Below are 22,655 nucleotides of genomic sequence, written 5' to 3' on the forward strand. Positions count from 1 at the left end.
ACGCAGAGCGTCCCGGGATGCATTCCCACGCAGAGCGTGGGAACGATCGGGTGCTATCCGAGGGCCGTTTTCTCCAGGTGTTCAAGGATGATCGGATACACATCGACCACCGCGTTCTTGCCGAACATGCAATCGATATGGCCGTAACCCGGCACCACATGCCGGCTATAACGCTCCGGCCCATGCTTCTCGCAAACCTTCTGATAGGTCTTGAGCGTGCTTTCCGGCAGATAGCACTGGTTCTCCGCGCCACTGATAAAGCAGATCGGCATGCTCAGCCGATCGAAGTGCGGCATGTACACATCGTTGCCTTTGAAATCCACCAGGTGCCCTTTGCGCACGATCAGCGCCAGGTGTTCGAAGGTCTCGATATTCGACTCGCCGAACAACTCATGCAGGTTGTCGTGCAGGGTTTCGTTGAGGGTGTCGTGGCGATACAGCGAGGCGTACATGAAGGTAATGCGGTGGCACACCGGGTTGGTGCAATAACCCTGCGCCTCGATCCGCGCGTAGCCATTGAGGGCCTTGTCGTAGAGGCGGTTGAACCAGTTCTCCTTGCTGTCGGCGTAAGCGGTCATCGACTTGATGCCGATCGCATCGAGCATCCCCGGCAGGTGCAGACCGGCCTTCAACCCGGTCGCGGTGGCGACCACGGTGTCAGCGGCAATCTGCGAGCAGACCACCGAACGCACGCCTTGCAGCCCCGCCAGCAGCGACATGAAGAACGTCGTCGCGCCGTAGCAATGCACCACGCACTGCACATCTTTGGCCTGGGTCTCCTGTTGAATCTGCGCGATGGCAGCCTTGAAGTCGTATTGGGCGATCTGATCGCCGTTCCATTCCTTCTTGCTCGCCGGCAGCAGAATGCTCACACGCAAATCCAATAGCCAGACGTCGTAATCGTGTTTGCACAGGTACTCCAGCAGGTTGGTCTGGATGGTGTCGGTGGAAAAGATGTTCGAACCCACACCCAAGCCATGCACCAGCATCACCGGGCCTTTGCTGCCGGCCTGATAACGGGTCAGGCGCAGCTCCACGCCATCCTCGGTGGGGAAGAAATGCACCGCCGGGGTTGGCGCATCCAGCGGCCGTTTCAGCCGTGGCGGCGCGTCGGGGTTGAAGTATTTGTCACCGGCAAATACCCCGCCGTAACTCTCCCAGAGGATCCCGGCGAAGAACTTGCCGAAGCGCGCCAGCCCTTCAATGCGCTCGCGCTCGTTACGTGCGTTGAGCACTTTCATGGTGGTCATCTGCTTGGCGAAATCGGTCGGATGAATGTGCATCACCCCGGAGCCGATCACCTCGCCCGACTTGTCCGGCCCGCGATACAGCGTCACGTACAAGGTGCTGGTGTCGTGCCAGATATTCAGCACGCCGTTATCTTCCGGCACGGTTTTGAAGGCGCTGAAGAAATAGTCGCTACCGTCCTCGGCGGTCAGCTTCATGTCGTACTTCATGTGGCGCGTATCGACCTGCTGCTCGAATTGCTCGAACAGGTTGAACACGCCGTTGCTGGCGGTCAGCGGCTGTGGCGACAGTGCCGGGGCAATCACCGTGCCGACGATGGTCGCGGCGTGTTCCGGCTCCTTGATCATCCGGTTGAGGTCGTTGGCGGTGATGGTCAGGGTGAAGTCGATCGGCGAATTGTCCGCCTCGCCGCGTTTGGCTGCCGCCTCGTAGACTTTCAGATCGGTGCTTTGCGCGGCGGTGAAGGCCCGGGAGAAATAGCCCTTCATGGTTTCGGTGAACTGCACCCCGAGCGTCGGTGGCGCCACCTGTTTGCGCGGCGCCGACGGCAACGTGTAGTCGATGTGCCAACCCCGGTCGGCGGCCAGCAGGCCCATGTTGCGCTCGCTCACAGCGGAGATGGTCAGCAACGGATTGACCGCCAGCGACGTCGGGATCACCGCGCCGTCGGTCACGTACAGGCTGGCGTAGACGTCCGTGCCGGCAGCGCCACTGAACACCTGGCCCTTGTGATTGACCACGCCTTGCGCGGCGTCTTCGCCCATCACGCAACCGCCCAGCGGATGCACCGAGACAATGCTGTGCTTGAGCAGCTGGGTCCAGATCGGGTTCTCCACCCAGACCCCACCCAATGCCTTGGTGCTCTGGTACAGCCGTTCGTTGCCGAGCTTGAAGTTTTCCTGCTCGCCGACACCCGGCCAGTCGATGCGCAACTGGTCCTTGTTGTCGAGAATCATCCGGCCCTGGCCGCTGTCATGGCTCATGATCAGGTAGGTCTGCATGTTGTGCAGCGCGCCGTAATACGGACCGCGCAGAAAGCTTTCGGCTTCGCGCTCCTTGTAGCCTAGCTTGCCGCTGAAACTGTCGTCGGTGGCCTTGCCGATCATCTCGGCGAACCCGGCCATGGCCGGCACCATCGGCCGGCCGAGAGCGCCGGGAATCGAACCTTCCTCGATGACCATGCGGCTGCGCCAGTCACCTTCGGTGCGCATGTCGATGATCGAGGTGATGCACGGGCCGACCGGTTGCATTTCCTTGGCCGAATGCGCGCCGAAGCCGATGCCGTTGATGGTCTGCTCGCAGTTGTGGCCGAAGCCGAGGATGTCACCGTTGCCGCTCATGTTCTCGCCGAGCTGGCCGGACATCTCCACGCCTTTGTCGCGCGAACGCAGGAGAATTTCGGTAGAGCCAAGGGTGCCGGCGGAGACCACGACGATGTCGGCCTTCACAAACAGTGTCGGCGCCGAGAACATCTCACGCCCACTGTCCAGATACTGGAAATGCACGATCCAGCCATCGCCATCACGCTCCAGGTAACGCACCTCGGCCTGGCAGAAAATCTCCGCGCCGTGGTTCCAGGCGTCCGGCAGATAGTTCATCAGCGTGGTGTTCTTGGCCTTGTTGTTACAGCCCGAGACACAGTCACCACATTGGTTGCACGGCAGCTGTTCGACGCCGACGTGGTTGAGGTTGTTCGGCAGTTTGTCGAAGGTCACGTTGATCGGCGGCTTGTAGAAATGCGCGCCTTGCTTGAGGAAGTCCGCAGACTTTTTATTGGCGTCGAGCTTGGGCAGATTCGGCGCGTTGTTCGGATAGGGGTTGGGTTTGAGCATTTCCCGGGCACGCGCGTAACCGTCCTTGAGCAGCGTATCGCGGTGTTCACGCACCGCCTGCGGCCAGCGCGGGTCATCGAACACCCCGGGCTCCGGCTCCAGGGCAACGTTGGCATTGATCAGCGACGTACCGCCGAGGCCACAACCGACCACCACGTTTTGCTGGGCATTGACGTGCAGATCGAACAGCCCGGTGCGGGAGCCGATGTGGCCGTCCGGATCGTGTACCTGCAGCTCTTCGGTCGCGGCAATCATGGTGTTGGGGTATTCGCCGGGCTGGATTTCCCGCCCGCGTTCGAGCAGGCACACCTGCTTGCCGGCCCGGGACAGGCGCGACGCAGCAATGCCGCCGCCATAGCCGGAGCCGATGACGATCACGTCGTAGTGTTCCTTGATCTCGCTGATGGGCGTTGCGATGCGTGTCATGAGGATGTTCCTCTCTCAGGCAGATGGGGCAACTCTGCGGTTGCCTGCAATCAATGGACGAACGGGCACCTGGCCTCCGGGTCGAACCCGGCGACAGCACAGCGGTTGCAGCAGGAGGTCGCTACAGACGAGCGTGTTGATTGACCGCACGACGTAACGTGCGCTTGCGTGGCGAGGGGGGATGGCGGTGCGGGCGGCTATCCATCATGCGTTCTCCCAGAACCAGATGTGGATAAGTAACGGCTGTCCTTGTGCCATTGCAGTGAAGACAGCGCAGGATTCGAAGTCAAGGCAGCGGTCTAGAACTGTATGAAATGTGATCAATTGCCGTTTGGACTATGACGGGCGGGGCTTGCAGGGTTCGACGAACAAGTTATCCACATAGCCACCCACAGCTAATGGGGGTAACTGTGGATGAAGCCGAAAATAACTGGCTGATTTGTGAAGAAAAAGCGTGACTTATCCAGAAGGACGGTTTGCGAGGTGTATTGGTTGTTTTTTGATCACATCTTTGTAAGCCACGGTTTGCATGACCTGTAGCGGATGGCGAACACGTTATCCACAGAAGCGCCAACAGAGATCGGGGGTAACTTTGCCTTGGCTGTGGAAAAACCCTCAAAGCTGTGAAAAATCAGTGTTCCCAAGACAATTCGTCGGACAAAAGCGCAGATTGAGCAATTATTAACCAATACTCTGTAAGCCCCGTTTTATATGGCTCGCAGCGGATAGCGAACATCTTATCCACAGAAGCGCCAACAGAGATTGGGGGCAACTTATACCGTTATCCTGAGGAAAAACCTTGGAAAAACCGCAACTTAGGCTGGTTGTTTTTTGATCTTCGGGCTGTAAGCCACGATTGACGTGACTTGCAGTGAGGCGCGAACACCTTATCCACAGACTGACCAACAGAGATTGTGCGTAAACGCTGTCTGGTGGATAACCGATCGTTAAGCGCGGTGCATCAGATATGCCGCGCCGCTCACCCGAATCAGCGGATGCGGTGTCACCTGGCAGGTTTTGATGATGCCGAAGCCGTGGCGCTCGTAGAAACGCCGCGCACCGGTATTGGCCGCATAGTCGATCAGGCTCAAACCGTTGAGCGCCAGCTGATCGGCGCGCGCCTGGGCATGCAGGAGGAACTGCAAGCCCAACCCCTGATTGCGCCAGCCTTCATGCAGCGCCAGGCTGGAGATATACAACGAATCCGGCACTTCCATATCGGCATACGGCGCCAGCACCGGATCGGTGGGCGGGGTCGGCTCGGGATCTTCGCGCATGGCGTAGCTGTGCATCATGCCAACGACCTGACCTGCAGCCTCGGCGATCAGGCAGTTCTGCCACGAAAAATCCACGTCGTCGCGGGCATAACGTCGCTCGCCGACATCCAGCAGCGCCTCCCCAGGCTCTGCCAGCTGGCTCCAGATGTAATCCGAGGCGCCCTCCGAGGATATCTGAAACAAACGCGCAATATCGCGCGCATCCGTGCGCCGGGCCGGTCGAAACTCAACGGTCATTCACTTGACTCCTCGGGGTTTGGACGGGTGTTTTAACCTATGGTCGAAAGCCGCGACAACGGAGGGATGGGCGGTTTTTCATATCAAAAAATGACCTGTAGGAGCTGAGCTTGCTCGCGAAAGCGGTCTTGCAGCCGACACATCTGTCGACTAACACACCGTCTTCGCGAGCAAGCTCAGCTCCTACAAGGGATTGCGGGGTGTCAGCGGACAACGCCTTCTTCGATCAGCAGCTTGAGGATCGCTTCAGCGCCAGCTTGCGCCGTAACGCCTTTCAATACTTGTCCACCGCCACCACTGGCTTTGGCTGTGGCAGCCTTCATCCGGTCGGCGCCGCTCTTGGCCTTGATCACTTTCAAGCGTTTGGGCCGTGGTTTGGCTGGTTGCAAGGTGGCAAGCGCCAGCAGTTCATCGTCCAGCACTTCGACGTCTTCGGCATTCAACACGCCGCGACGCGCCGGGCCGTAGGCACTCTGCCGTGGCTTGGGCGCGGCGTTATCCACAGTCGCCAGAAACGGCAGCTTCACCTTCAACCGCCGCCGCTGCCCACGGGGCAAGGCTTGCAGCACCAGCGCCGAACCGTCGTTGATCGACTCGACCTGCGCCAGCCCCACCACCAGCGGCCAGCCCAGCCCTTCGGCGAGCAGAAACGGCAGCATGCCCGAACCTTCACCGGTTTCCGCCTGACTGCCGGTCAGTACAACTTGGGCGCCCGCTTCGCGCAGGTACGCGGTCAGCGCCGGCAAAGCATCAGCGCCAGCGGGTTGCTCCAGCACATGCATCTGTTCCAGGCCCATGCCCAGATAGGCGCGCAGTGCCGGTTCCGCGACATCGCCAGCATGCAGCACTTGCAGGTTATCCCCAGCCAGTTGCAAACCCAACTCCACAGCGCGCGCATCCTGTTCGGCGCGGCGTGGCCGGCCGGAGGTCGGGTGGGCGCCGATTGAAACCAAACTGATGATTTTTGTGTTCATAGCCGTTCCTTAAGCCGCATCGCGCTTGGCCTCGTTGCGGTAAGCCGCTACCGCCGCGATCAAGGCTTGAAGAATCTCCGCGCTCTCGCCGATCACCGAGAGGTCAGCGCGCTTGATCATGTCGCAACCCGGGTCGAGGTTGATCGCCACCACCTTGTCGCAGGCACCGATGCCCTGCAGGTGCTGGATCGCCCCGGAGATACCCACAGCGACGTAGACCCGCGCAGTGACCCAGGTGCCGGACGCGCCGACCTGACGATCGCGCGCCATGAAGCCATCGTCCACCGCCACCCGCGAGGCGCCTTCAGTAGCACCAAGCGCCGCCGCCGTTTCGTGGAACAGTGCCCAGTCCTTGACCCCGTTGCCGCCAGAGAAGATGAACTCGGCTTCGGCCATCGGAATCGCCGCCGGGTCCACCGCCACCGCTCCGAGATCCTCGATCCGCGACAAGCTGCGCGCCACCGTTGTGGATAACTCCACCGGCAGGGCTTCGTGACGGGTTTCGCTGACCGGTTCTGCGCATTCGGCCGAGGCCAGAATCAAGCGCGCGACCGGGCGTGCCAGGTCTTGCAGGCCCGCACCGGCGCGGCCGATGCATTCCAGATCCTTGACCTGCCAGACCCGCGTCGCCGGGCGTTCGCCCAGTGCTGCGGCAAAACGTCGACCGAGCTCACCGCCACCGCTGCGGCTGTCCGGCAGCAACCAGTGGCGCGGATTGAATTGGTTATCCACAGCCCGCAGGCCCTGCACCCGTTGCTCCGGTGCATAACCGCTGAACGCGTCGCCCTCCAGCACCAGCAAGCGGTCGACGCCCGCTGTGGCGAAAGCGTTTTCCTTGTGTTCGCCGAACACCACCGCCAGCACTGCGCCGTCCTGGCCAGCCAGTTGATGAGCGAGGCCGAGCAGGTCGCGGTCGTGGCTGCTCAGGCGGCCGCCGACCATGTCCGGCACCACACTGATGTAGAACGCCGGGGCGGGCACCTGATGCAGCGGCAGTTGCACTTCAACCGAGGCCGAGCGTTTGACCGTCCCGCCCTGCTGCGCACCGCTGCGGTCGATTCGCTTGATGCCGTTGGGGCCAATGAAACCGATGCCGTGCAGGTTCTTGCGGATGACGCCGTTGGGGCCCATCCAGCTGTGTTGCGCCGGTTGCATGGCCGCGTGCAGCGGGTGCAAGCGGTTACGGGCAATCCATTCGGCGCGTGGGTCGCGGCGGATAATGTCGCTCATCAGTGGGCCTCCGCAGGTTCACGTTGGGCCGGCGCCGCCGGTTTGCTCGGTGCGGCATCTTCAAGCAAAGCGTCGGCCACCAGTTCGGCGATGTCCTTGATCAGCGGACGCGGTTCGACCACGCCTTCGAGCATCGCCGTGCACTGTGGACAACCCACGGCCACCAGTTCAGCGCCGGTCTCACGGATGTCTTCCATGCGCATATCGGGAATCCGCTGCTTGCCCGGAATGTCGGTGATCGGCGCGCCGCCACCGCCGCCGCAGCAGCGCGAACGGAAGCCGGAACGCTGCATCTCTTTGACCTCGATGCCGAGGGCGCGCAGCACTTCACGCGGCGCCTCGTACTCGCCGTTGTAACGGCCGAGGTAGCACGGATCGTGATAGGTCACGCTGTTGCCTTTGTGCTGACCGAGGTTCAGCGCGCCGGCCTGAATGATTTCCGCCATGTAGGTGCTGTGGTGCTGCACCAGGTAGTTACCGTCGAAGGCGCCGTACTCGTTTTTCAGCACATGGAAGCTGTGCGGATCGCAGGTGACGATGCGGTTGAAGCTGTATTTGGCCAGGGTCTGGATATTGCGTTTGGCGAGCAACTGGAAGGTCGCCTCGTCGCCCAAGCGACGGGCCACATCACCGCTGTCGCGTTCTTCCAGGCCGAGTACGGCGAAGTCGACTTTGGCCGCTTTCAGCACTTTGACGAACGCGCGCAAGGTGCGCTGGTTGCGCATGTCGAATGCACCGTCGCCGACCCAGAACAGCACGTCGGTGGATTTCTTCTCGCTGAGCAGATTGAGGTTCAGATCCGCCGCCCAGTTCATCCGCCCGCCGGGAGCAAAACCGCCGGGGTTATCAGTGGCGATCAGGTTTTCCAGAACCTCGGCGCCCTTGTTCGGGGTCGCGCCTTTTTCCAGAGTCAGATGGCGGCGCATGTCGACGATGGCGTCGACGTGCTCGATCATCATCGGGCATTCCTCAACGCAGGCGCGGCAGGTGGTACACGACCACAGGGTCTCGGCATCGACCAGACCATTGACGATCGGTTGATGCGGGTTGCCGCTGTGCTCACCAATTGGCTTGCCAGGATACGGACTACCGGCAAACTTGGCATCAGTGCCGCCAGCCAGACCGACGACCATGTCCTGAATCAGTTTCTTCGGGTTCAACGGCTGGCCGGCAGCGAACGCCGGGCACGCCGCCTCGCATTTGCCGCACTGCACGCAGGCGTCAAAACCGAGCAACTGGTTCCAGGTGAAATCCTTGGGTTTTTCCACGCCCAGTGGCGCGCTCGGATCATTCAGATCCAGCGGTTTCAAACCGGTGGAACGGCCGCCGCCAAAGCGCTCGGCGCGGCGGTGCCAGGCCAGGTGCAGGGCGCCGGCGAAGGCGTGTTTCATCGGCCCGCCCCAGGTCATGCCGAAGAACAGTTCCGACACGCCCCACAACACGCCGATCCCGAGAATCGCGGCCAGCAGCCAGCCACCGAAGTTCTCCGGCAGAATTCCAGCCACCGGCAACGTCAGCAGGAAGAACGACACCGAGAACGCCAGCAAACTCTTCGGCAGGCGCATCCACGGGCCTTTCGACAACCGTGCCGGCGGGTTGCGCCGACGCAGATAGACGAAGATCGCGCCGACGAACATCACGGCCGTCATCAGCAGCAGCGCATAGCCGAGGATACGGTTATGCAGGCCGAAACCGTGCACCAGAATCGCCAGCACAATCGACGCCACTGCACCGCCGGCCGTGGCGACGTGGGTGTTGGCGATGTATTTGTCGCGCGCCACCACATGGTGCAGATCGACCATATAACGCTTGGGCATGGCGAACAGGCCGCCGAGCAGGTCGACCTTCGAGGCCCGGCCCCGACGCCACATGGCCACCCGCCGCAACGCGCCCAGCACCGCAAGGGCCAAGGCTGCGAACAACAGGATTGGAAGAAGGGTGTTCAACATAGGTGAAGCTCCCAAAGACCGCAGGGTCTTGCAGGCCAAACTACCTGGATGCCTTGCCCGATTCCTGTAGGAGTGAGCCTGCTCGCGATTCAGTCGCCGCGGTGCATCAGGCAGACCGCGTTATCGTTCATCGCGAGCAGGCTCACTCCTACAGGGGTATCCACAAGCCGTTAGAAATCCTTACAGAGCCGGAGTGCGTCATAAATGGCGGCGTGGGTATTACGCTGCGCCACGCAGTCGCCGATGCGGAACAGCAAGTAACCGTCACCGGTGGTGCTCAGCGAAGGCTGCGGCTTGATCGCGAACAGCGCGTCGATGTCGATCTGGCCCTTGTTGCGCGATCCGTCCTTGAGCCCGTAATACAGCTCTTCGTCCGGGCGCACGCCGTTTTCCACCACCACCTGATCGACCACCCGCTCCTCTTTGGCGCCGGTGTATTCGTTCTCCAGCACCGCCACCAGCTTGTCGCCTTCGCGGTAGACCTTCTCCAGCATCATGTCGCCGGTCATGATCACTTCTTTCGGGTACATGCTGCGGTAGTAGGTCGGGAACGACGTACCACCAATGGCCACGCCCGGCTTGATGTCGTCGGTGACGATTTCGACCTGGCTGCCCTTGTCGGCGAGGAAGTCAGCGACCGACATCCCGGTGAACTCGCAGATGGTGTCGTAGACCAGCACGTTCTTGCCCGGCGCAACCTTGCCGTCGAGCACGTCCCAACTGCTGACCACCAGCCCTTCGGCGGCGCCCCAGTGTTCGTTCTGCTCAAGGAACGGGTGCCCACCGACCGCCAACACCACCACGTCCGGACGCAGATCGAGAATGGTCGCCGCATCAGCAGCGGTGCCCAGACGCAGATCGACTTTCAGCCGCGCCAACTCCAGCTGGAACCAGCGGGTGATACCGGCGATCTGGTCACGTTGCGGCGCTTTCGACGCGGTGGTGATCTGCCCGCCAATGAATTCCTTCTTCTCGAACAGGGTCACGTCGTGGCCACGTTCGGCCGCGACACGCGCGGCTTCCATCCCGGCCGGGCCGGCACCGACCACCACGACTTTGCGTTTCGGCCCGGTGGACTTCTCGATGATGTGCGGCACGCCCATGTATTCACGGGAGGTCGCGGCGTTCTGAATGCACAGCACATCCAGCCCCTGGTACTGACGGTCAATGCAGTAGTTGGCGCCGACGCACTGTTTGATCTGGTCGACCTGGCCCATCTTGATCTTGGCGATCAAGTGCGGGTCAGCGATGTGCGCGCGGGTCATGCCGACCATGTCGACGTAACCGCCTTCAAGGATGCGCGTAGCCTGGTTCGGGTCCTTGATGTTCTGCGCGTGCAGAACCGGTGCCTTGACCACTTCCTTGATACCGGCTGCCAAGTGCAGAAATGGCTCCGGTGGATAACTCATGTTGGGGATAACGTTGGCCAGGGTGTTGTGGGTGTCGCAACCCGAGCCAACGACACCGATGAAGTCGATCATGCCGGTGTCGTCGTAGTACTTGGCGATCTGTTTCATGTCCTCGTGGGACAAGCCGTCCGGGTGGAATTCATCGCCGCACAGACGGATGCCGACGCAGAAATCGTCGCCGACTTCCTTGCGCACAGCCTTGAGCACTTCGAGGCCGAAACGCATGCGGTTCTCGAAGCTGCCGCCCCACTCGTCAGTACGCTTGTTGACCCGAGGGCTCCAGAACTGGTCGATCATGTGCTGGTGCACGGCGGACAGTTCGACACCGTCCAGACCACCGGCCTTGGCCCGCGCTGCAGCGGTGGCGTAGTTGCCGATCACCCGCCAGATTTCTTCCGGCTCGATGGTTTTGCAGGTCGCACGGTGCACCGGTTCGCGGATGCCCGACGGCGATAGCAAGGTCGGCCAATGTTCGCCGTCCCAACGCGAGCGACGGCCCATGTGAGTAATCTGGATCATGATCTTGGCGCCATGCTTGTGCATCGCGTCAGCCAGATTCTGGAAGTGCGGAATGATCCGGTCGTCCGCCAGGTTCACCGACTTCCACCAGCCTTGCGGGCTGTCGATGGCCACGCTGGAAGAGCCGCCGCAAATCGCCAGGCCGATGCCGCCCTTGGCTTTCTCTTCGTAATATTTGACGTAGCGGTCGGTGGTCATGCCGCCGTCAGTCGCGTAGACCTCGGCGTGCGCGGTGCTGAGCACGCGGTTGCGGATGGTCAGTTTGCCGATCTGGATCGGCTGGAACATTGCTTCGAAAGCCATGGCGGGTTCCTCGACTTACAACGGCTTGACGGTGAACAGGCCGTCGTCGTGGCCCTCTTCGGAGCCACCGTAGACTTGCTCGGCAACGGTGCGGATGCTGCTGCCGCGCGCTTGCAGAATCTGGTCCATGGCACCGGCAAACCAACCCGTGAACATGTAGTCGACCTTGCGCCCGACCTTGCCGTAGACGTAGACGAATGCGGAGTGTTCGAGCTTGACGCTGGCGGTGCCTTTGTCGAGATCGATGTCCTGGATCTTGAACAGGCCCCAACCGCGTTGCGACAGGCGCTTCATGTAGTGCTCGAACACCGCGACGCCTTCCAGGCCGTGGCATTCAGCTTCTTTTTCACACCAGTGCCAAGCGGATTTGTAGCCGGCCTTGTACAGGATCTCGGCATAGGCTTCAGCGCCCAGCACTTCCTCGATGCCCATGTGGTTATTCACGAAGAAATGACGTGGCACGTAGAGCATTGGCAGGGCGTCGGAGGTCCAGACACCGGTTTCGCTGTCGACTTCGATTGGCAATTGCGGGGCGATCTTGGCCATGGAAACTTAACTCCAGAAAATTCGGTTTGTTGCCCCCGGCACGGACGGCCGGGGGAAAGGATTCAGAAGTGCGGTGGCTTATTCGCCCCAGACATCTTTCAAGACATTGACCCAGTTCTCGCCCATGATCTTGCGCACCACGCGCTCGGAGTGGCCGCGCTTGAGCAGGGTTTCGGTCAGGTTCGGAAACTCGCCGACGGTGCGGATGCCCAGCGGGTTGATGATCTTGCCGAAGCTGGTCAGACGGCGGGCGTAGCCCTTGTCGTGGGTCAGGTATTCGAAGAAGTCCTGGCCGTGACCCTGAGTGAAGTCGGTGCCGATGCCGATGGCGTCTTCGCCGACGATGTTCATGGTGTATTCGATGGCTTCGGCGTAGTCGTCGATGGTCGAATCGATGCCCTTGGCGAGGAACGGCGCAAACATGGTCACGCCGACAAAACCGCCGTGGTCGGCAATGAACTTCAGCTCTTCATCGGACTTGTTGCGCGGGTGCTCTTTGAGACCCGACGGCAGACAGTGGGAATAGCAGACCGGTTTTTTCGATTCGAGGATGACTTCCTCGGACGTCTTGGAACCGACGTGGGACAGGTCGCACATGACGCCAACGCGGTTCATCTCGGCGACGATTTCGCGACCGAAGCCCGACAGGCCGCCGTCACGCTCGTAGCAACCGGTGCCGACCAGGTTCTGGGTGTTGTAGCACATCTGCACGATGCCGACGCCGAGCTGCTTGAACACCTCGACATAGCCGATCTGGTCTTCAAACGCATGGGCGTTCTGGAAGCCGAAGAGAATGCCGGTCTTGCCCTGCTCCTTGGCGCGACGGATGTCGGCGGTGGTGCGCACCGGCATCACCAGGTCGCTGTTTTCGCGGATCAGCTTCTGGCTGGCGGCAATATTGTTCACGGTCGCCTGAAAGCCTTCCCACACCGACACGGTGCAGTTGGCCGCCGTCAGACCGCCCTTGCGCATGTCTTCGAACAGCTCGCGGTTCCATTTGGCAATGATCAGACCGTCGATAACGATGCTGTCGGCGTGTAATTCGGCTGGGCTCATCAGGCGTCCCCTTATTGGCGATTCATGCGCCGAATCGTCTGCCGGCGCTTTGGGGCCAGCATATGCCTCGGTGCCGGGGCGACCGGGTGCAAAAACGACAGGGGAATTGCCGAAAGCGTCAATCCGCGACAAAGGGTCGCCAGGCGACCCGACCGGCCACCTGTTCAAGCCCGCCAGCTTGAGCCAGAATCTTGCGCATCTTGGATACACCACTGGATTAGAGCGGCGACATCAATGAAATCGATCTTCCTGGCTTTGGCACTGATTGCGACCGGCGTACACGCCGCCGAAGAATCCGACAACAACCCGTGCGACGCGGTGGAAAACGACGTCCAGACCCTGGAATGCTCGACCTACAGCCGCACCACCGCCGAAGACCTGCTCAAGGACAACTACGCCAGCCTCAACGAGCGCATGCAGGCCACCTACGGCAAAAACGCGACGCAACTGGCCGACATCACCGCCAAACTCAAGACCGCCCAGCAGCAGTGGCTGAAGACCCGGGACGCCGATTGCGCAGTAGAAGCGTTCCCGGCCACCGAAGGCAGCAAGGCGTTCAAGATTGCGCAAAATGACTGCGTGGCGCGGATGAGCGACGAACGGTCGGAGTTTTTGGAGTCGATTGGGCAGGAGTAATCCTGGAAGTTCGGCAACATGCCGACAAACGTTGTTGATTGGCCGGCTGGGAAATATAAGTAAAGATCCGCAAATCTTATAAAAGACTTATATTTCCAGCGCCATGAATCAATCTGCCGACATCCAAATCATCAACGATGCCGGGGGCAACCCCGCCTTCGTAGTCATTCCCTACGCTCAATACGTCGCGCAGAAAATGCAGCCCGATCTGATCCCGAATGAGGTGGTCAGTCGAATGGTCGACGGGGCGACACCGATCCGTGCCTGGCGCGAACACCTCAACCTGACTCAGGAAGAAGTCGCAAAGCGTATGGGCATTTCGCAACCGGCACTTGCTCAGCAGGAGACGGTTGCCAAGCCACGAAAAGCAACTCGCGAGAAGATTGCGGCGGCCTTTGGGATCTCCTCCGAGCAGCTTGAGCTATAGCCGGTTACGGCGTGTTTGCCTGCCGCAAAGGCCAGGCATTCACACCGCCACCCAGCGCCAGTTTCAGTCGTGAAAAGGCGAACGAGGTTTCGCATGATCGAGGATCAGACGTGGCGCCTCATACTCATAACCCAAGGCAGTGATATCGCTCACACCTCGAGCTGACTGAACGAACGGTTCGAGCACATCATCGTAGTTATGTCCTTTCGGACCATTGACCAGCGGCGCGTAATGCGGAGCCCAACGTTCGTTGCTCTGGAGCATCAGCGACTGCCAGTCTGCCCACACCTTGTCGACAAAGCAGTGATGCAGAAAGAACACCGGATCATCTGGAGAGGTCATCGGCAGCATATTGCCGCCCACCCAGAGGTGAACGCGATTATGCAGTTGTGAACCTGCAGTCGTTACCTGCGGATCGCCACGCTGTGTAATCCAGCCCTCCAGACGATTTCGGAAACCGCGCACACTCGGGCCGGAATCATAAGGCGGTGTGTCGTAAAGACTTTCACGCAACGCCATTTGCAGATCTTCCGGCGTCGGCAATGAATTCACGACGAGCCCGAACTGGCGCTTCAAACCAGGCCCAGGCAAATCGTCATCCGGATAGGAGGGAACCGGCCATTGACCGTGTTTATAGGCAAACCGACCGGTTGCTACACGCCAGTCATCGCCTTCAACACCATTGCCGCCCATAAAATCCTCAGCCCACACTGGAGAGTTGTGCGGATCGGCTGCATCTTCGGTCCAGTTCCAGTACGGGATCGTGATGGAGGGGTTAATCGCCTGAAGGTCATTTTCGAACTTCAGCAAAAACGCGCGGTGCCAAGGCAGGAACGAAGGCCCACGGTGGGCACCATTGCGGTAGTTCGGATCGTTTGGTTCATGTGGCAGCACGGTGGGCTTCATGACCTGGTGATGCAGATGCACATACTCGTCGTATTGGCCTGACTGTTTGAGCTGGAGGCAGGCCGCGACGAAGTTGTTTTTTTCATTTTGGGTCAGTGAGCGAATGTTCTTGCGCAGCTTCATGTCTTCAGCCCCTTGAGTGAGGTTACAAATGGACGGGGACAACAATAATCCGGGTCCTTGGCAACCAAGCTATGCGCCAGCCAGATCGGCGTCTACTGTCAGAAATTACAGGTCGCCAGCGGCATCCGACCAGCGGCATCGAAGCGCCGGAGCGCCGACGCGGAGTGACTTGACTGTCCGACTGCGTCAACATGACCGCCTCCAATTCGCTCATAAGGTCACTCGCCCATGAACATCTGCGGCATTGAAATCAAAGGCAGCGAAGCGATCATCGCCGTGGCCTCCCTCGACGGTTCGGCCCTAAGCCATGTTGCACTGAACACCAAGAAAATCGCCCTCGAAGACGATGACGAGGCGGCCAACGTCAAACGCTTCGCAGCGCAGGTGGCGTCGTTTGTGCGCGAGCAGTCAATTGACCGGATTGCGATCAAGAAGCGCAGCAAGAAGGGTGAGTTTGCCGGTGGGCCGACGACGTTCAAGATCGAGGGCGTGTTTCAGTTGCTGGAGGGGTGTGAGGTGACGTTGTTGTCGCCGCAGACGATCAATGCGCAGGCCAAAAAGCACAATTTCGAACTGCCGGGGACGCTGAACAAGTATCAGCATGAGGCGTATAAAGCGGCGTGTTCGGCGCTGGTGAAGAAGTAACGCGATCAAACTGTAGGAGTGAGCCTGCTCGCGATAGCGGTGTATCAGTCAACAAAGATGTTGCATGTGATGCCGCTATCGCGAGCAGGCTCACTCCTACAAGGATTCTGTGTGTTTCAGGCTTGGGCGGTACGGCGGTCTTCGCGGGGGCAGCGGGCGAAGCGTGCGCGGTAGCTGCGGGTGAAATACGACGGCGATTCAAAACCGCAGGCGATGCTCACTTCCAGCACACTCATATCCGTCTGGCGCAATAACTGCCGCGCCTTTTCCAGGCGCAGACGCAGATAGAAATTGCTCGGTGTATCGTTCAGGTGCAACCGAAACAGGCGCTCCAGCTGTCGCCGCGTCACCTTGATCGATTCCGCCAGCTGCAGCGTGGTCAGCGGTGGTTCGCTGTGCTGTTCCATCTCGCCAATCACCTGCACCAGCTTCTTGTTGCTGATCCCATAGCGCGTGGCGACTTCCATGCGCTGGTGGTCTTTGCGCGGGCGAATCCGCCCCAGCACAAACTGCTCGCTGACCTGAATCGCCAGTTGCGGGCCATGGGCCTGGGCGATCAGATCGAGCATTAAATCGATGGACGCGGTGCCGCCCGCCGAGGTGATGCGCCGACGGTCGATCTCGAACAGCTCCTGGGTCACGCTGAGCTGTGGATAAGATTCCTTGAACGCATCGATCGCTTCCCAGTGCAGGGTCAGGCGATGGCCGTCGAGCAGGCCCGCTTCAGCGAGAACGAAGCTGCCGGTGTCGATGGCACCGAGGGTCACGCCTTCGTTGTCCAGCCGTCGTAGCCAGTGCTCAAGGGTTGGCGTGGCGAACTTCAGCGGCTCGAACCCCGCCACCACCAGCAGCGTCGCACCTTTCTTCAGCGGCTCCAGCGCCGCATCGGCGTTGACCGACATGCCATTGCTCGCCAACACCGCCCCGCCATCGGCACTGAGCACGTGCCAGCGATACAGCTCGCCACGAAAGCGGTTGGCCACCCGCAGCGGTTCGATTGCAGAGATAAAGCCGATGGCGGAGAACCCCGGCATCAGCAGAAAGTAGAAATCCTGGGACATGTGCGCACTCGATTCGCGGGTAACGAGAGGGAGGGGAGCGTGGATCGTTGATACGCCGATTGTCGTCAGCGTTCAAGCGCACAGGTCGCTACAGTGCAAGAGCCAGTCGCCGCAGTGCGCTTTCAAGGGCGTGCAGCTGCGTAACTTGGCATCACCGGCGCGACAGACACCGGAACTCACAATAACGACCTGCCGAGGAACCCGACATGAAACGACTGATCAGCAGCTGTGTTCTTGCACTCAGCGGTACCGCTTTCTTGAGCGCCAGCGTCATGGCAGCCGAACCCGCGTCGTGCCAGAACGTACGCATGGGCGTGGTCAACTGGACCGACGTGATCGCCACCAGTGCCATGACCCAGGTCCTGCTCGACGGCCTCGGCTACAACACCAAACAAACCAGCGCCTCCCAGCAAATCATCTTCGCCGGGATCCGCGATCAGCGTCTGGACCTGTTCCTCGGCTACTGGAACCCGCTGATGACCCAGACCATCACCCCATTCGTCGACGCCAATCAGGTCAAGGTCCTGCCGGCGCCGAGCCTGAAGGACGCCCGCGCGACCCTCGCCGTGCCGACCTATCTGGCGGACAAGGGTTTGAAGACCTTCGCCGACATCGCCAAATTCGACAAGGAACTGGGCGGCAAGATCTACGGTATCGAGCCAGGCTCGGGCGCCAACACGCAGATCAAGGCGATGATCGCCAAGAACCAGTTTGGCCTCGGCAAGTTCCAGCTGGTCGAGTCCAGCGAAGCCGGGATGCTCGCCGCCGTCGACCGTGCCGTGCGTCGCAAGGAGGCTGTGGTGTTCTTCGGCTGGGCGCCGCACCCGATGAACGTCAACGTGAAAATGACCTACCTCACCGGCAGCGACGACGCCCTCGGCCCGAACGAAGGGATGGCCACGGTGTGGACCGTCACCGCGCCGAAATACGCCGACCAGTGCCCGAATGTCGGCCGCCTGCTGAGCAACCTGACGTTCACCGCCGAAGACGAGAGCCGCATGATGCAACCGCTGCTCGATCACAAGGACGCCTTCGAATCGGCCAGGCAGTGGCTCAAGGATCACCCCGAAGACAAGCAGCGCTGGCTGGAGGGTGTGACCACCTTCGATGGCAAACCGGCCGCTGCAAACCTGCAACTGACCACCAAGTAACTCACCCCGAATCAACACCTCGCAGCCCCGAAAAGGGCTGCGAACAGACCCATCACGCCTGAAGGAAACCGCACCATGAACCACGACGTCATCATCACCTGCGCACTCACCGGTGCTGGCGACACGACCGCCAAGAGCCCCCACGTGCCGGTCACGCCGAAACAGATCGCTGCGGCGGCCGTTGAAGCGGCCAAGGCCGGCGCCACTGTTGTGCACTGCCATGTGCGCGACCCGCAGACCGGCAAGTTCAGCCGCGACGTGGCGCTGTACCGCGAAGTGATGGAGCGCATCCGCGAGGCCGACGTCGACATCATCGTCAACCTCACCGCCGGCATGGGCGGCGACCTGGAGATTGGTGCTGGCGAAAACCCGATGGAGTTTGGCCCCAACACCGATCTGGTCGGCCCGCTGACCCGTCTGGCGCACGTCGAAGCACTGTTGCCGGAAATCTGCACCCTCGATTGCGGCACCCTGAACTTCGGCGACGGCGACACCATTTACGTCTCCACGCCGGCGCAACTGCGTGCCGGTGCCAAGCGCATCACCGAGTTGGGCGTGAAGGCCGAGCTGGAAATTTTCGACACCGGTCATCTGTGGTTCGCCAAGCAGATGATCAAGGAAGGTCTGCTCGACAACCCGCTGTTCCAGCTGTGCCTGGGCATCCCGTGGGGCGCACCGGCCGACACCACCACCATGAAAGCCATGGTCGACAACCTGCCCGCTGACGCGGTGTGGGCCGGGTTTGGCATTGGCCGCATGCAGATGCCGATGGCCGCGCAAGCGGTGCTGCTGGGCGGCAACGTGCGGGTCGGGCTCGAGGACAACCTGTGGCTGGACAAAGGCGTGCTGGCAACCAACGGCCAACTGGTCGAACGCGCCACCGAGATCCTCAGCCGACTCGGCGCCCGGGTGCTGACCCCGGCGGAAGGTCGCAAGAAAATGGGCCTGACCCAGCGCGGTTAACCCAACCACCCATTTCCCTCTGTGAAATGAATTTTGTGGTGAGGGGATTTATCCCCGATGGGTGGCGAAGCCGCCCCAAAACCTGACAACCCGGGGCATCAGATAGACCGAGAGCGCTGGTTTTACGACTGCTTCGCAGCCGATCGGGGATGAATCCCCTCGCCACAAGAACAGAGTTTCCACAGGGATCACCGACATTTTCAGGACGTGGCCTATGAGCTTTATCACCGACATCAAAATCTTCGCCGCCCTCGGCAGCGGTGTCATCGGCAGCGGCTGGGTCGCTCGCGCCCTCGCCCACGGCCTCGACGTGGTGGCCTGGGACCCGGCGCCTGGCGCTGAAGCCGCGCTGCGCAAACGCGTGGCCAATGCCTGGGCCGCGCTGGAGAAAAACGGTCTGGCGCCCGGTGCGTCGCAGGATCGCCTGCGCTTTGTCGCAACCATCGAAGAATGCGTGCGCGATGCCGACTTCATCCAGGAAAGCGCCCCGGAACGCCTTGAGCTGAAACTGGAGCTGCACAGCAAAATCAGCGCGGCGGCCAAACCCAACGCGCTGATCGGCTCAAGTACTTCGGGCCTGTTGCCGAGCGAGTTCTACGAGAGCTCGACCCACCCGGAACGTTGCGTGGTCGGTCACCCGTTCAACCCGGTTTACCTGTTGCCGCTGGTGGAAGTGGTCGGCGGCAAGAACACCGCGCCCGAAGCCGTGCAAGCGGCGATGAAAGTCTACCAATCCCTCGGCATGCGCCCGCTGCATGTGCGCAAGGAAGTACCGGGTTTCATCGCTGACCGCTTGCTCGAAGCACTGTGGCGTGAGGCGCTGCACCTGGTCAACGACGGTGTGGCGACGACTGGCGAGATCGATGACGCGATCCGTTTTGGCGCTGGGTTGCGCTGGTCGTTCATGGGCACATTCCTGACCTACACGCTGGCCGGTGGTGACGCGGGGATGCGTCACTTCATGTCGCAGTTCGGTCCGGCGCTGCAGTTGCCGTGGACCTATCTGCCGGCACCGGAACTGACTGACAAGTTGATTGATGACGTGGTCGACGGCACCAGCGACCAGCTCGGACGCCACAGCATTTCGGCGCTGGAGCGCTATCGTGATGATTGCTTGCTGGCGGTGCTGGAGGCGGTGAAAACCACCAAGGAAAAGCACGGGATGAGTTTCAGCGAGTAATCCTTGCTCAGCAGTTGATCGTTCCCACGCTCTGCGTGGGAATGCAGCCCGGGACGCTCCGCGTCCCAGAAGCGTGACGCAGAGCGTCACAAGAGGCGTTCCCACGCAGAGCGTGGGAACGATCGCGTCAGGAGAAAACATGCCCCACGTCACCACCTACCAAACCACAATCATCCCCGACTGGGTCGACTACAACGGCCACTTGCGCGACGCCTTCTACCTGCTGATTTTCAGCTACGCCACCGATGCCCTGATGGATCGTCTCGGCATGGACAGTAACAACCGCGAAGCCAGCGGCCATTCGCTGTTCACCCTCGAACTGCACCTCAATTACCTGCACGAAGTGAAGCTCGACGCCGAGGTCGAGGTGCGCACGCAGATCATCGGCCACGACAGCAAACGCCTGCACCTTTATCACAGCCTGCACCTGACCGGCGACGACAAGGAACTGGCCGGCAACGAACAGATGTTGCTGCACGTCGACCTCGCCGGCCCGCGTTCGGCGCCGTTCACCCCAGACACCCTGCGCCGCCTGCAAGCCATCGTCGCCGAGCAGAACGACCTGCCCGCCCCGGCTTACCTCGGCCGCGTCATTGCCCTGCCACCCGCCCGGTAACCCCGCCCAACCAAGGAGCCGCCATGAACACCGCTGCCGCTGTAGCCGATTTCCGTACTTATCCGTTGATCAGCGCGCTGAGCGGCGTGCAGAGTCTGGCGGATCGCGTTGCGATTGCCTGGGCCGATGGCCGCATCAGCCCGTTTCACCATGTCTGGCTGCGAGATAACTGCCCGTGCGAGCAGTGCGTCTACACCGTCACCCGCGAGCAGGTGTTCGAGATCGTCGACGCTGCTGCAGACCTCAAGCCTGCCGCCGCCCATATCGACCACGACGGCTGCCTGCGCATCGACTGGCAGGACGGCCACCGCAGCCGCTTCGACCCCGGCTGGTTGCGTGCCCACGCCTACGACGATGCCTCCCGGGCCGAGCGACTGGCCACCAAGCCCAAGGCTTACCTGTGGCGCAGTGATCTGCAGTTGCCGGTGTTCGACTACGCCGCACTGATGAATGACAACGCCGCCCTGTTGCAATGGCTCATCGCGGTGCGCGACATCGGCCTGACCCAGGTGCGCGGCGTGCCCACCGAACCGGGCTCGCTGAAGCTGATCGCGCAGCGTATTTCGTTCATCCGCGAGAGCAATTTCGGCGTGCTGTTCAACGTGCAGTCCAAGGCCGACGCCGACAGTAACGCCTACACCGCTTTCAACCTGCCGTTGCACACCGATTTGCCGACCCGCGAGCTGCAACCGGGGCTGCAGTTTCTGCATTGCCTGGTGAATGACGCCGAAGGTGGCGAGAGTATTTTTGTCGATGGTTTTGCGATTGCCGACGCGTTGCGTCAGGAAGCGCCGGAGCTGTTTCAGGCGCTGTGCGAAATCCCCGTGGAGTTCCGCAACAAGGATCGCCACAGCGACTATCGCTGCCTGGCACCGATCATTGCGCTGGACGCGTTGGGTCGGATTGCAGAGATTCGCATGGCGAACTTTCTGCGCGGGGCATTCGATACGTCGGTGGAGCAGATGCCACTGCTGTATCGCGCCTATCGACGCTTTATCGCCATGACCCGCGAGCCACGGTTTCGGCTGATGCAGCGACTTGATCCGGGTGAGCTGTGGTGCTTCGATAACCGCCGTACGTTGCATGCGCGCAATGCGTTTGATCCGGCGACCGGGGCGCGGCATTTCCAGGGGTGCTACATCGATCGGGACGAGTTGTTGTCGCGGATATTGGTATTGCAACGCTAGACCGCGTCATCGTTCATCGCGAGCAGGCTCACTCCTACATTTGAAATGCATTCCCCCTGTAGGAGTGAGCCTGCTCGCGATGGCGTCAGATCAATCAACACCCTCCTCTCTGATTCACAGGCAAAAAAAGCCCCGATACAAGCCGTGACAGGATCGGGGCAGAGGGTACTGTTGAGGAGCTGCCAGTCGAGGGTGACCAAACCGTCGTGTAGCGAGCTGAGTCCAGTGTGCCCACTCCCCTTGGCGGCGAGTTAGCCGAAAACGACCTGTTCATAGCCGTCCCGGCCACTGCGACAATTCACCCTTGCCGTCCCCCCGCATGCCTACCAGAATCGAGCCACGACCTCCGTTGACGAAGAAGGATTCGCGCCATGATGTACGCCGATTTGATAGATCAGGAAGACCTGTTGGGCCAGCTCAAGGCATTGGATATTCAGGTGCCAAGCGGCTCGACCGCCGAACAGGCTTGCGAGCATGCCGTGCGCGGCCTGAATAATGTTCGCGCTTTTGAACTGCGCAAAATGGTCAAGGACATGTACACCAGCGGCGCCAGCATTCAGCCTGCGGTGCGTCAGGCGATCGACAAGCAGTTGTTGCCGGCGTTGGCGGATTTCCAGCAAAGCCATAGCGCCTGATAAATCCATTCGCGAGCAGGCTCGCTCCCACAGTGATCCGGGTGAACACAACACTTGTGTCCGACGCAGATCCTGTGGGAGCGAGCCTGTCTCCGGGCGGCGTTCCGACGAAGAACGAT

Annotated in this window: 19 protein-coding genes; 9 read left to right on the forward strand and 10 right to left on the reverse strand. The window is 60.9% G+C overall.

What is annotated here, in order from left to right; genetic code table 11:
• Positions 1-53: 53 nt before the first annotated feature.
• The 8 genes from PseAD21_RS21480 to PseAD21_RS21515 all read right to left on the reverse strand — a co-directional run bounded on the left by PseAD21_RS21480 (position 54) and on the right by PseAD21_RS21515 (position 13,006).
• Positions 54-3,506, reverse strand: a complete 3,453-nt coding sequence (locus tag PseAD21_RS21480; protein ID WP_102357680.1) for an alpha/beta fold hydrolase — start codon at positions 3,504-3,506, stop codon at positions 54-56.
• A gap of 947 nt (positions 3,507-4,453) precedes the next feature.
• Positions 4,454-5,020, reverse strand: coding sequence for a GNAT family N-acetyltransferase (locus PseAD21_RS21485; protein ID WP_102357681.1), 567 nt, complete (start codon positions 5,018-5,020; stop codon positions 4,454-4,456).
• 203 nt (positions 5,021-5,223) lie between these two features.
• Entirely contained in the window at positions 5,224-5,994 is a 771-nt protein-coding gene (locus tag PseAD21_RS21490) for an electron transfer flavoprotein subunit beta (RefSeq protein WP_102357682.1), read from the reverse strand.
• A 9-nt stretch (positions 5,995-6,003) separates the two neighbouring features.
• Entirely contained in the window at positions 6,004-7,224 is a 1,221-nt protein-coding gene (locus PseAD21_RS21495; RefSeq protein ID WP_102357683.1) for an electron transfer flavoprotein subunit alpha/FixB family protein, read from the reverse strand.
• Complete coding sequence (dgcB, locus tag PseAD21_RS21500) at positions 7,224-9,173, reverse strand: dimethylglycine demethylation protein DgcB (protein WP_102357684.1); 1,950 nt, start codon at positions 9,171-9,173, stop codon at positions 7,224-7,226. The genes PseAD21_RS21495 and dgcB overlap by 1 nt, the downstream gene beginning before the upstream one ends.
• A gap of 170 nt (positions 9,174-9,343) precedes the next feature.
• Positions 9,344-11,404, reverse strand: a complete 2,061-nt coding sequence (dgcA, locus tag PseAD21_RS21505; protein ID WP_064589569.1) for a dimethylglycine demethylation protein DgcA — start codon at positions 11,402-11,404, stop codon at positions 9,344-9,346.
• A gap of 15 nt (positions 11,405-11,419) precedes the next feature.
• A complete protein-coding gene (locus PseAD21_RS21510) occupies positions 11,420-11,950 on the reverse strand; it encodes a DUF5943 domain-containing protein (RefSeq protein WP_064589570.1) in 531 nt (176 codons plus the stop codon).
• 78 nt (positions 11,951-12,028) lie between these two features.
• Positions 12,029-13,006: a dipeptidase gene (locus PseAD21_RS21515; protein ID WP_027610650.1), complete on the reverse strand. Its 978-nt coding sequence runs from the start codon at positions 13,004-13,006 to the stop codon at positions 12,029-12,031.
• Between the two features lie 234 nt (positions 13,007-13,240).
• On the opposite strand from PseAD21_RS21515, the gene PseAD21_RS21520 reads away from it, so the two are divergent.
• Positions 13,241-13,642, forward strand: a complete 402-nt coding sequence (locus PseAD21_RS21520) for a lysozyme inhibitor LprI family protein (protein ID WP_025108542.1) — start codon at positions 13,241-13,243, stop codon at positions 13,640-13,642.
• Positions 13,643-13,745: 103 nt separating this feature from the next.
• Positions 13,746-14,069 carry a helix-turn-helix domain-containing protein gene (locus PseAD21_RS21525; RefSeq protein WP_102357686.1) on the forward strand — a complete coding sequence of 108 codons (324 nt, stop codon included), beginning with the start codon at positions 13,746-13,748 and terminating at the stop codon, positions 14,067-14,069.
• 63 nt (positions 14,070-14,132) lie between these two features.
• Here PseAD21_RS21525 and PseAD21_RS21530 read toward each other — a convergent pair whose 3' ends face one another.
• Positions 14,133-15,098 carry a tyrosinase family protein gene (locus PseAD21_RS21530; RefSeq protein WP_102357687.1) on the reverse strand — a complete coding sequence of 322 codons (966 nt, stop codon included), beginning with the start codon at positions 15,096-15,098 and terminating at the stop codon, positions 14,133-14,135.
• A gap of 228 nt (positions 15,099-15,326) precedes the next feature.
• Between PseAD21_RS21530 and PseAD21_RS21535 the strand changes: the two genes are divergently transcribed.
• Positions 15,327-15,743, forward strand: coding sequence for a DUF3010 family protein (locus PseAD21_RS21535; RefSeq protein WP_102357689.1), 417 nt, complete (start codon positions 15,327-15,329; stop codon positions 15,741-15,743).
• 116 nt (positions 15,744-15,859) lie between these two features.
• Here the strand turns inward: PseAD21_RS21535 and PseAD21_RS21540 are convergent, their stop codons facing one another.
• Positions 15,860-16,804, reverse strand: coding sequence for a GlxA family transcriptional regulator (locus PseAD21_RS21540; protein ID WP_095121415.1), 945 nt, complete (start codon positions 16,802-16,804; stop codon positions 15,860-15,862).
• Positions 16,805-17,010: 206 nt separating this feature from the next.
• On the opposite strand from PseAD21_RS21540, the gene PseAD21_RS21545 reads away from it, so the two are divergent.
• The 6 genes from PseAD21_RS21545 (at position 17,011) to PseAD21_RS21570 (ending at position 22,536) form a co-directional block, all read left to right on the forward strand.
• Positions 17,011-17,955, forward strand: coding sequence for a choline ABC transporter substrate-binding protein (locus PseAD21_RS21545; protein ID WP_102357690.1), 945 nt, complete (start codon positions 17,011-17,013; stop codon positions 17,953-17,955).
• Between the two features lie 75 nt (positions 17,956-18,030).
• Complete coding sequence (locus PseAD21_RS21550; protein WP_093429893.1) at positions 18,031-18,918, forward strand: 3-keto-5-aminohexanoate cleavage protein; 888 nt, start codon at positions 18,031-18,033, stop codon at positions 18,916-18,918.
• A gap of 214 nt (positions 18,919-19,132) precedes the next feature.
• Positions 19,133-20,098: an L-carnitine dehydrogenase gene (locus PseAD21_RS21555; RefSeq protein WP_102357692.1), complete on the forward strand. Its 966-nt coding sequence runs from the start codon at positions 19,133-19,135 to the stop codon at positions 20,096-20,098.
• A gap of 139 nt (positions 20,099-20,237) precedes the next feature.
• The gene (locus PseAD21_RS21560) at positions 20,238-20,714 is read left to right on the forward strand and encodes a thioesterase family protein (RefSeq protein WP_102357693.1); all 477 of its coding nucleotides are present in this window, start codon (positions 20,238-20,240) and stop codon (positions 20,712-20,714) included.
• 23 nt (positions 20,715-20,737) lie between these two features.
• A complete protein-coding gene (locus tag PseAD21_RS21565) occupies positions 20,738-21,901 on the forward strand; it encodes a gamma-butyrobetaine dioxygenase (RefSeq protein ID WP_102357695.1) in 1,164 nt (387 codons plus the stop codon).
• Positions 21,902-22,272: 371 nt separating this feature from the next.
• Positions 22,273-22,536, forward strand: a complete 264-nt coding sequence (locus PseAD21_RS21570) for a hypothetical protein (protein ID WP_102357696.1) — start codon at positions 22,273-22,275, stop codon at positions 22,534-22,536.
• The last annotated feature ends 119 nt before the right edge of the window (positions 22,537-22,655 follow it).

Origin of the sequence: Pseudomonas sp. AD21 (assembly GCF_002878485.1) — a bacterium.
In the GTDB taxonomy this organism is placed as follows: Bacteria; Pseudomonadota; Gammaproteobacteria; order Pseudomonadales; family Pseudomonadaceae; genus Aquipseudomonas.

Excerpts from the sequence above, each read along its gene's own strand:
- PseAD21_RS21480 (WP_102357680.1), bottom strand. The coding sequence starts at position 3,506 with ATGACACGCATCGCAACGCCCATCAGCGAGATCAAGGAACACTACGAC.
- PseAD21_RS21485 (WP_102357681.1), bottom strand. The coding sequence starts at position 5,020 with ATGACCGTTGAGTTTCGACCGGCCCGGCGCACGGATGCGCGCGATATT.
- PseAD21_RS21490 (WP_102357682.1), bottom strand. The coding sequence starts at position 5,994 with ATGAACACAAAAATCATCAGTTTGGTTTCAATCGGCGCCCACCCGACC.
- PseAD21_RS21495 (WP_102357683.1), bottom strand. The coding sequence starts at position 7,224 with ATGAGCGACATTATCCGCCGCGACCCACGCGCCGAATGGATTGCCCGT.
- dgcB (WP_102357684.1), bottom strand. The coding sequence starts at position 9,173 with ATGTTGAACACCCTTCTTCCAATCCTGTTGTTCGCAGCCTTGGCCCTT.
- dgcA (WP_064589569.1), bottom strand. The coding sequence starts at position 11,404 with ATGGCTTTCGAAGCAATGTTCCAGCCGATCCAGATCGGCAAACTGACC.
- PseAD21_RS21510 (WP_064589570.1), bottom strand. The coding sequence starts at position 11,950 with ATGGCCAAGATCGCCCCGCAATTGCCAATCGAAGTCGACAGCGAAACC.
- PseAD21_RS21515 (WP_027610650.1), bottom strand. The coding sequence starts at position 13,006 with ATGAGCCCAGCCGAATTACACGCCGACAGCATCGTTATCGACGGTCTG.
- PseAD21_RS21520 (WP_025108542.1), top strand. The coding sequence starts at position 13,241 with ATGAAATCGATCTTCCTGGCTTTGGCACTGATTGCGACCGGCGTACAC.
- PseAD21_RS21525 (WP_102357686.1), top strand. The coding sequence starts at position 13,746 with ATGAATCAATCTGCCGACATCCAAATCATCAACGATGCCGGGGGCAAC.
- PseAD21_RS21530 (WP_102357687.1), bottom strand. The coding sequence starts at position 15,098 with ATGAAGCTGCGCAAGAACATTCGCTCACTGACCCAAAATGAAAAAAAC.
- PseAD21_RS21535 (WP_102357689.1), top strand. The coding sequence starts at position 15,327 with ATGAACATCTGCGGCATTGAAATCAAAGGCAGCGAAGCGATCATCGCC.
- PseAD21_RS21540 (WP_095121415.1), bottom strand. The coding sequence starts at position 16,804 with ATGTCCCAGGATTTCTACTTTCTGCTGATGCCGGGGTTCTCCGCCATC.
- PseAD21_RS21545 (WP_102357690.1), top strand. The coding sequence starts at position 17,011 with ATGAAACGACTGATCAGCAGCTGTGTTCTTGCACTCAGCGGTACCGCT.
- PseAD21_RS21550 (WP_093429893.1), top strand. The coding sequence starts at position 18,031 with ATGAACCACGACGTCATCATCACCTGCGCACTCACCGGTGCTGGCGAC.
- PseAD21_RS21555 (WP_102357692.1), top strand. The coding sequence starts at position 19,133 with ATGAGCTTTATCACCGACATCAAAATCTTCGCCGCCCTCGGCAGCGGT.
- PseAD21_RS21560 (WP_102357693.1), top strand. The coding sequence starts at position 20,238 with ATGCCCCACGTCACCACCTACCAAACCACAATCATCCCCGACTGGGTC.
- PseAD21_RS21565 (WP_102357695.1), top strand. The coding sequence starts at position 20,738 with ATGAACACCGCTGCCGCTGTAGCCGATTTCCGTACTTATCCGTTGATC.
- PseAD21_RS21570 (WP_102357696.1), top strand. The coding sequence starts at position 22,273 with ATGATGTACGCCGATTTGATAGATCAGGAAGACCTGTTGGGCCAGCTC.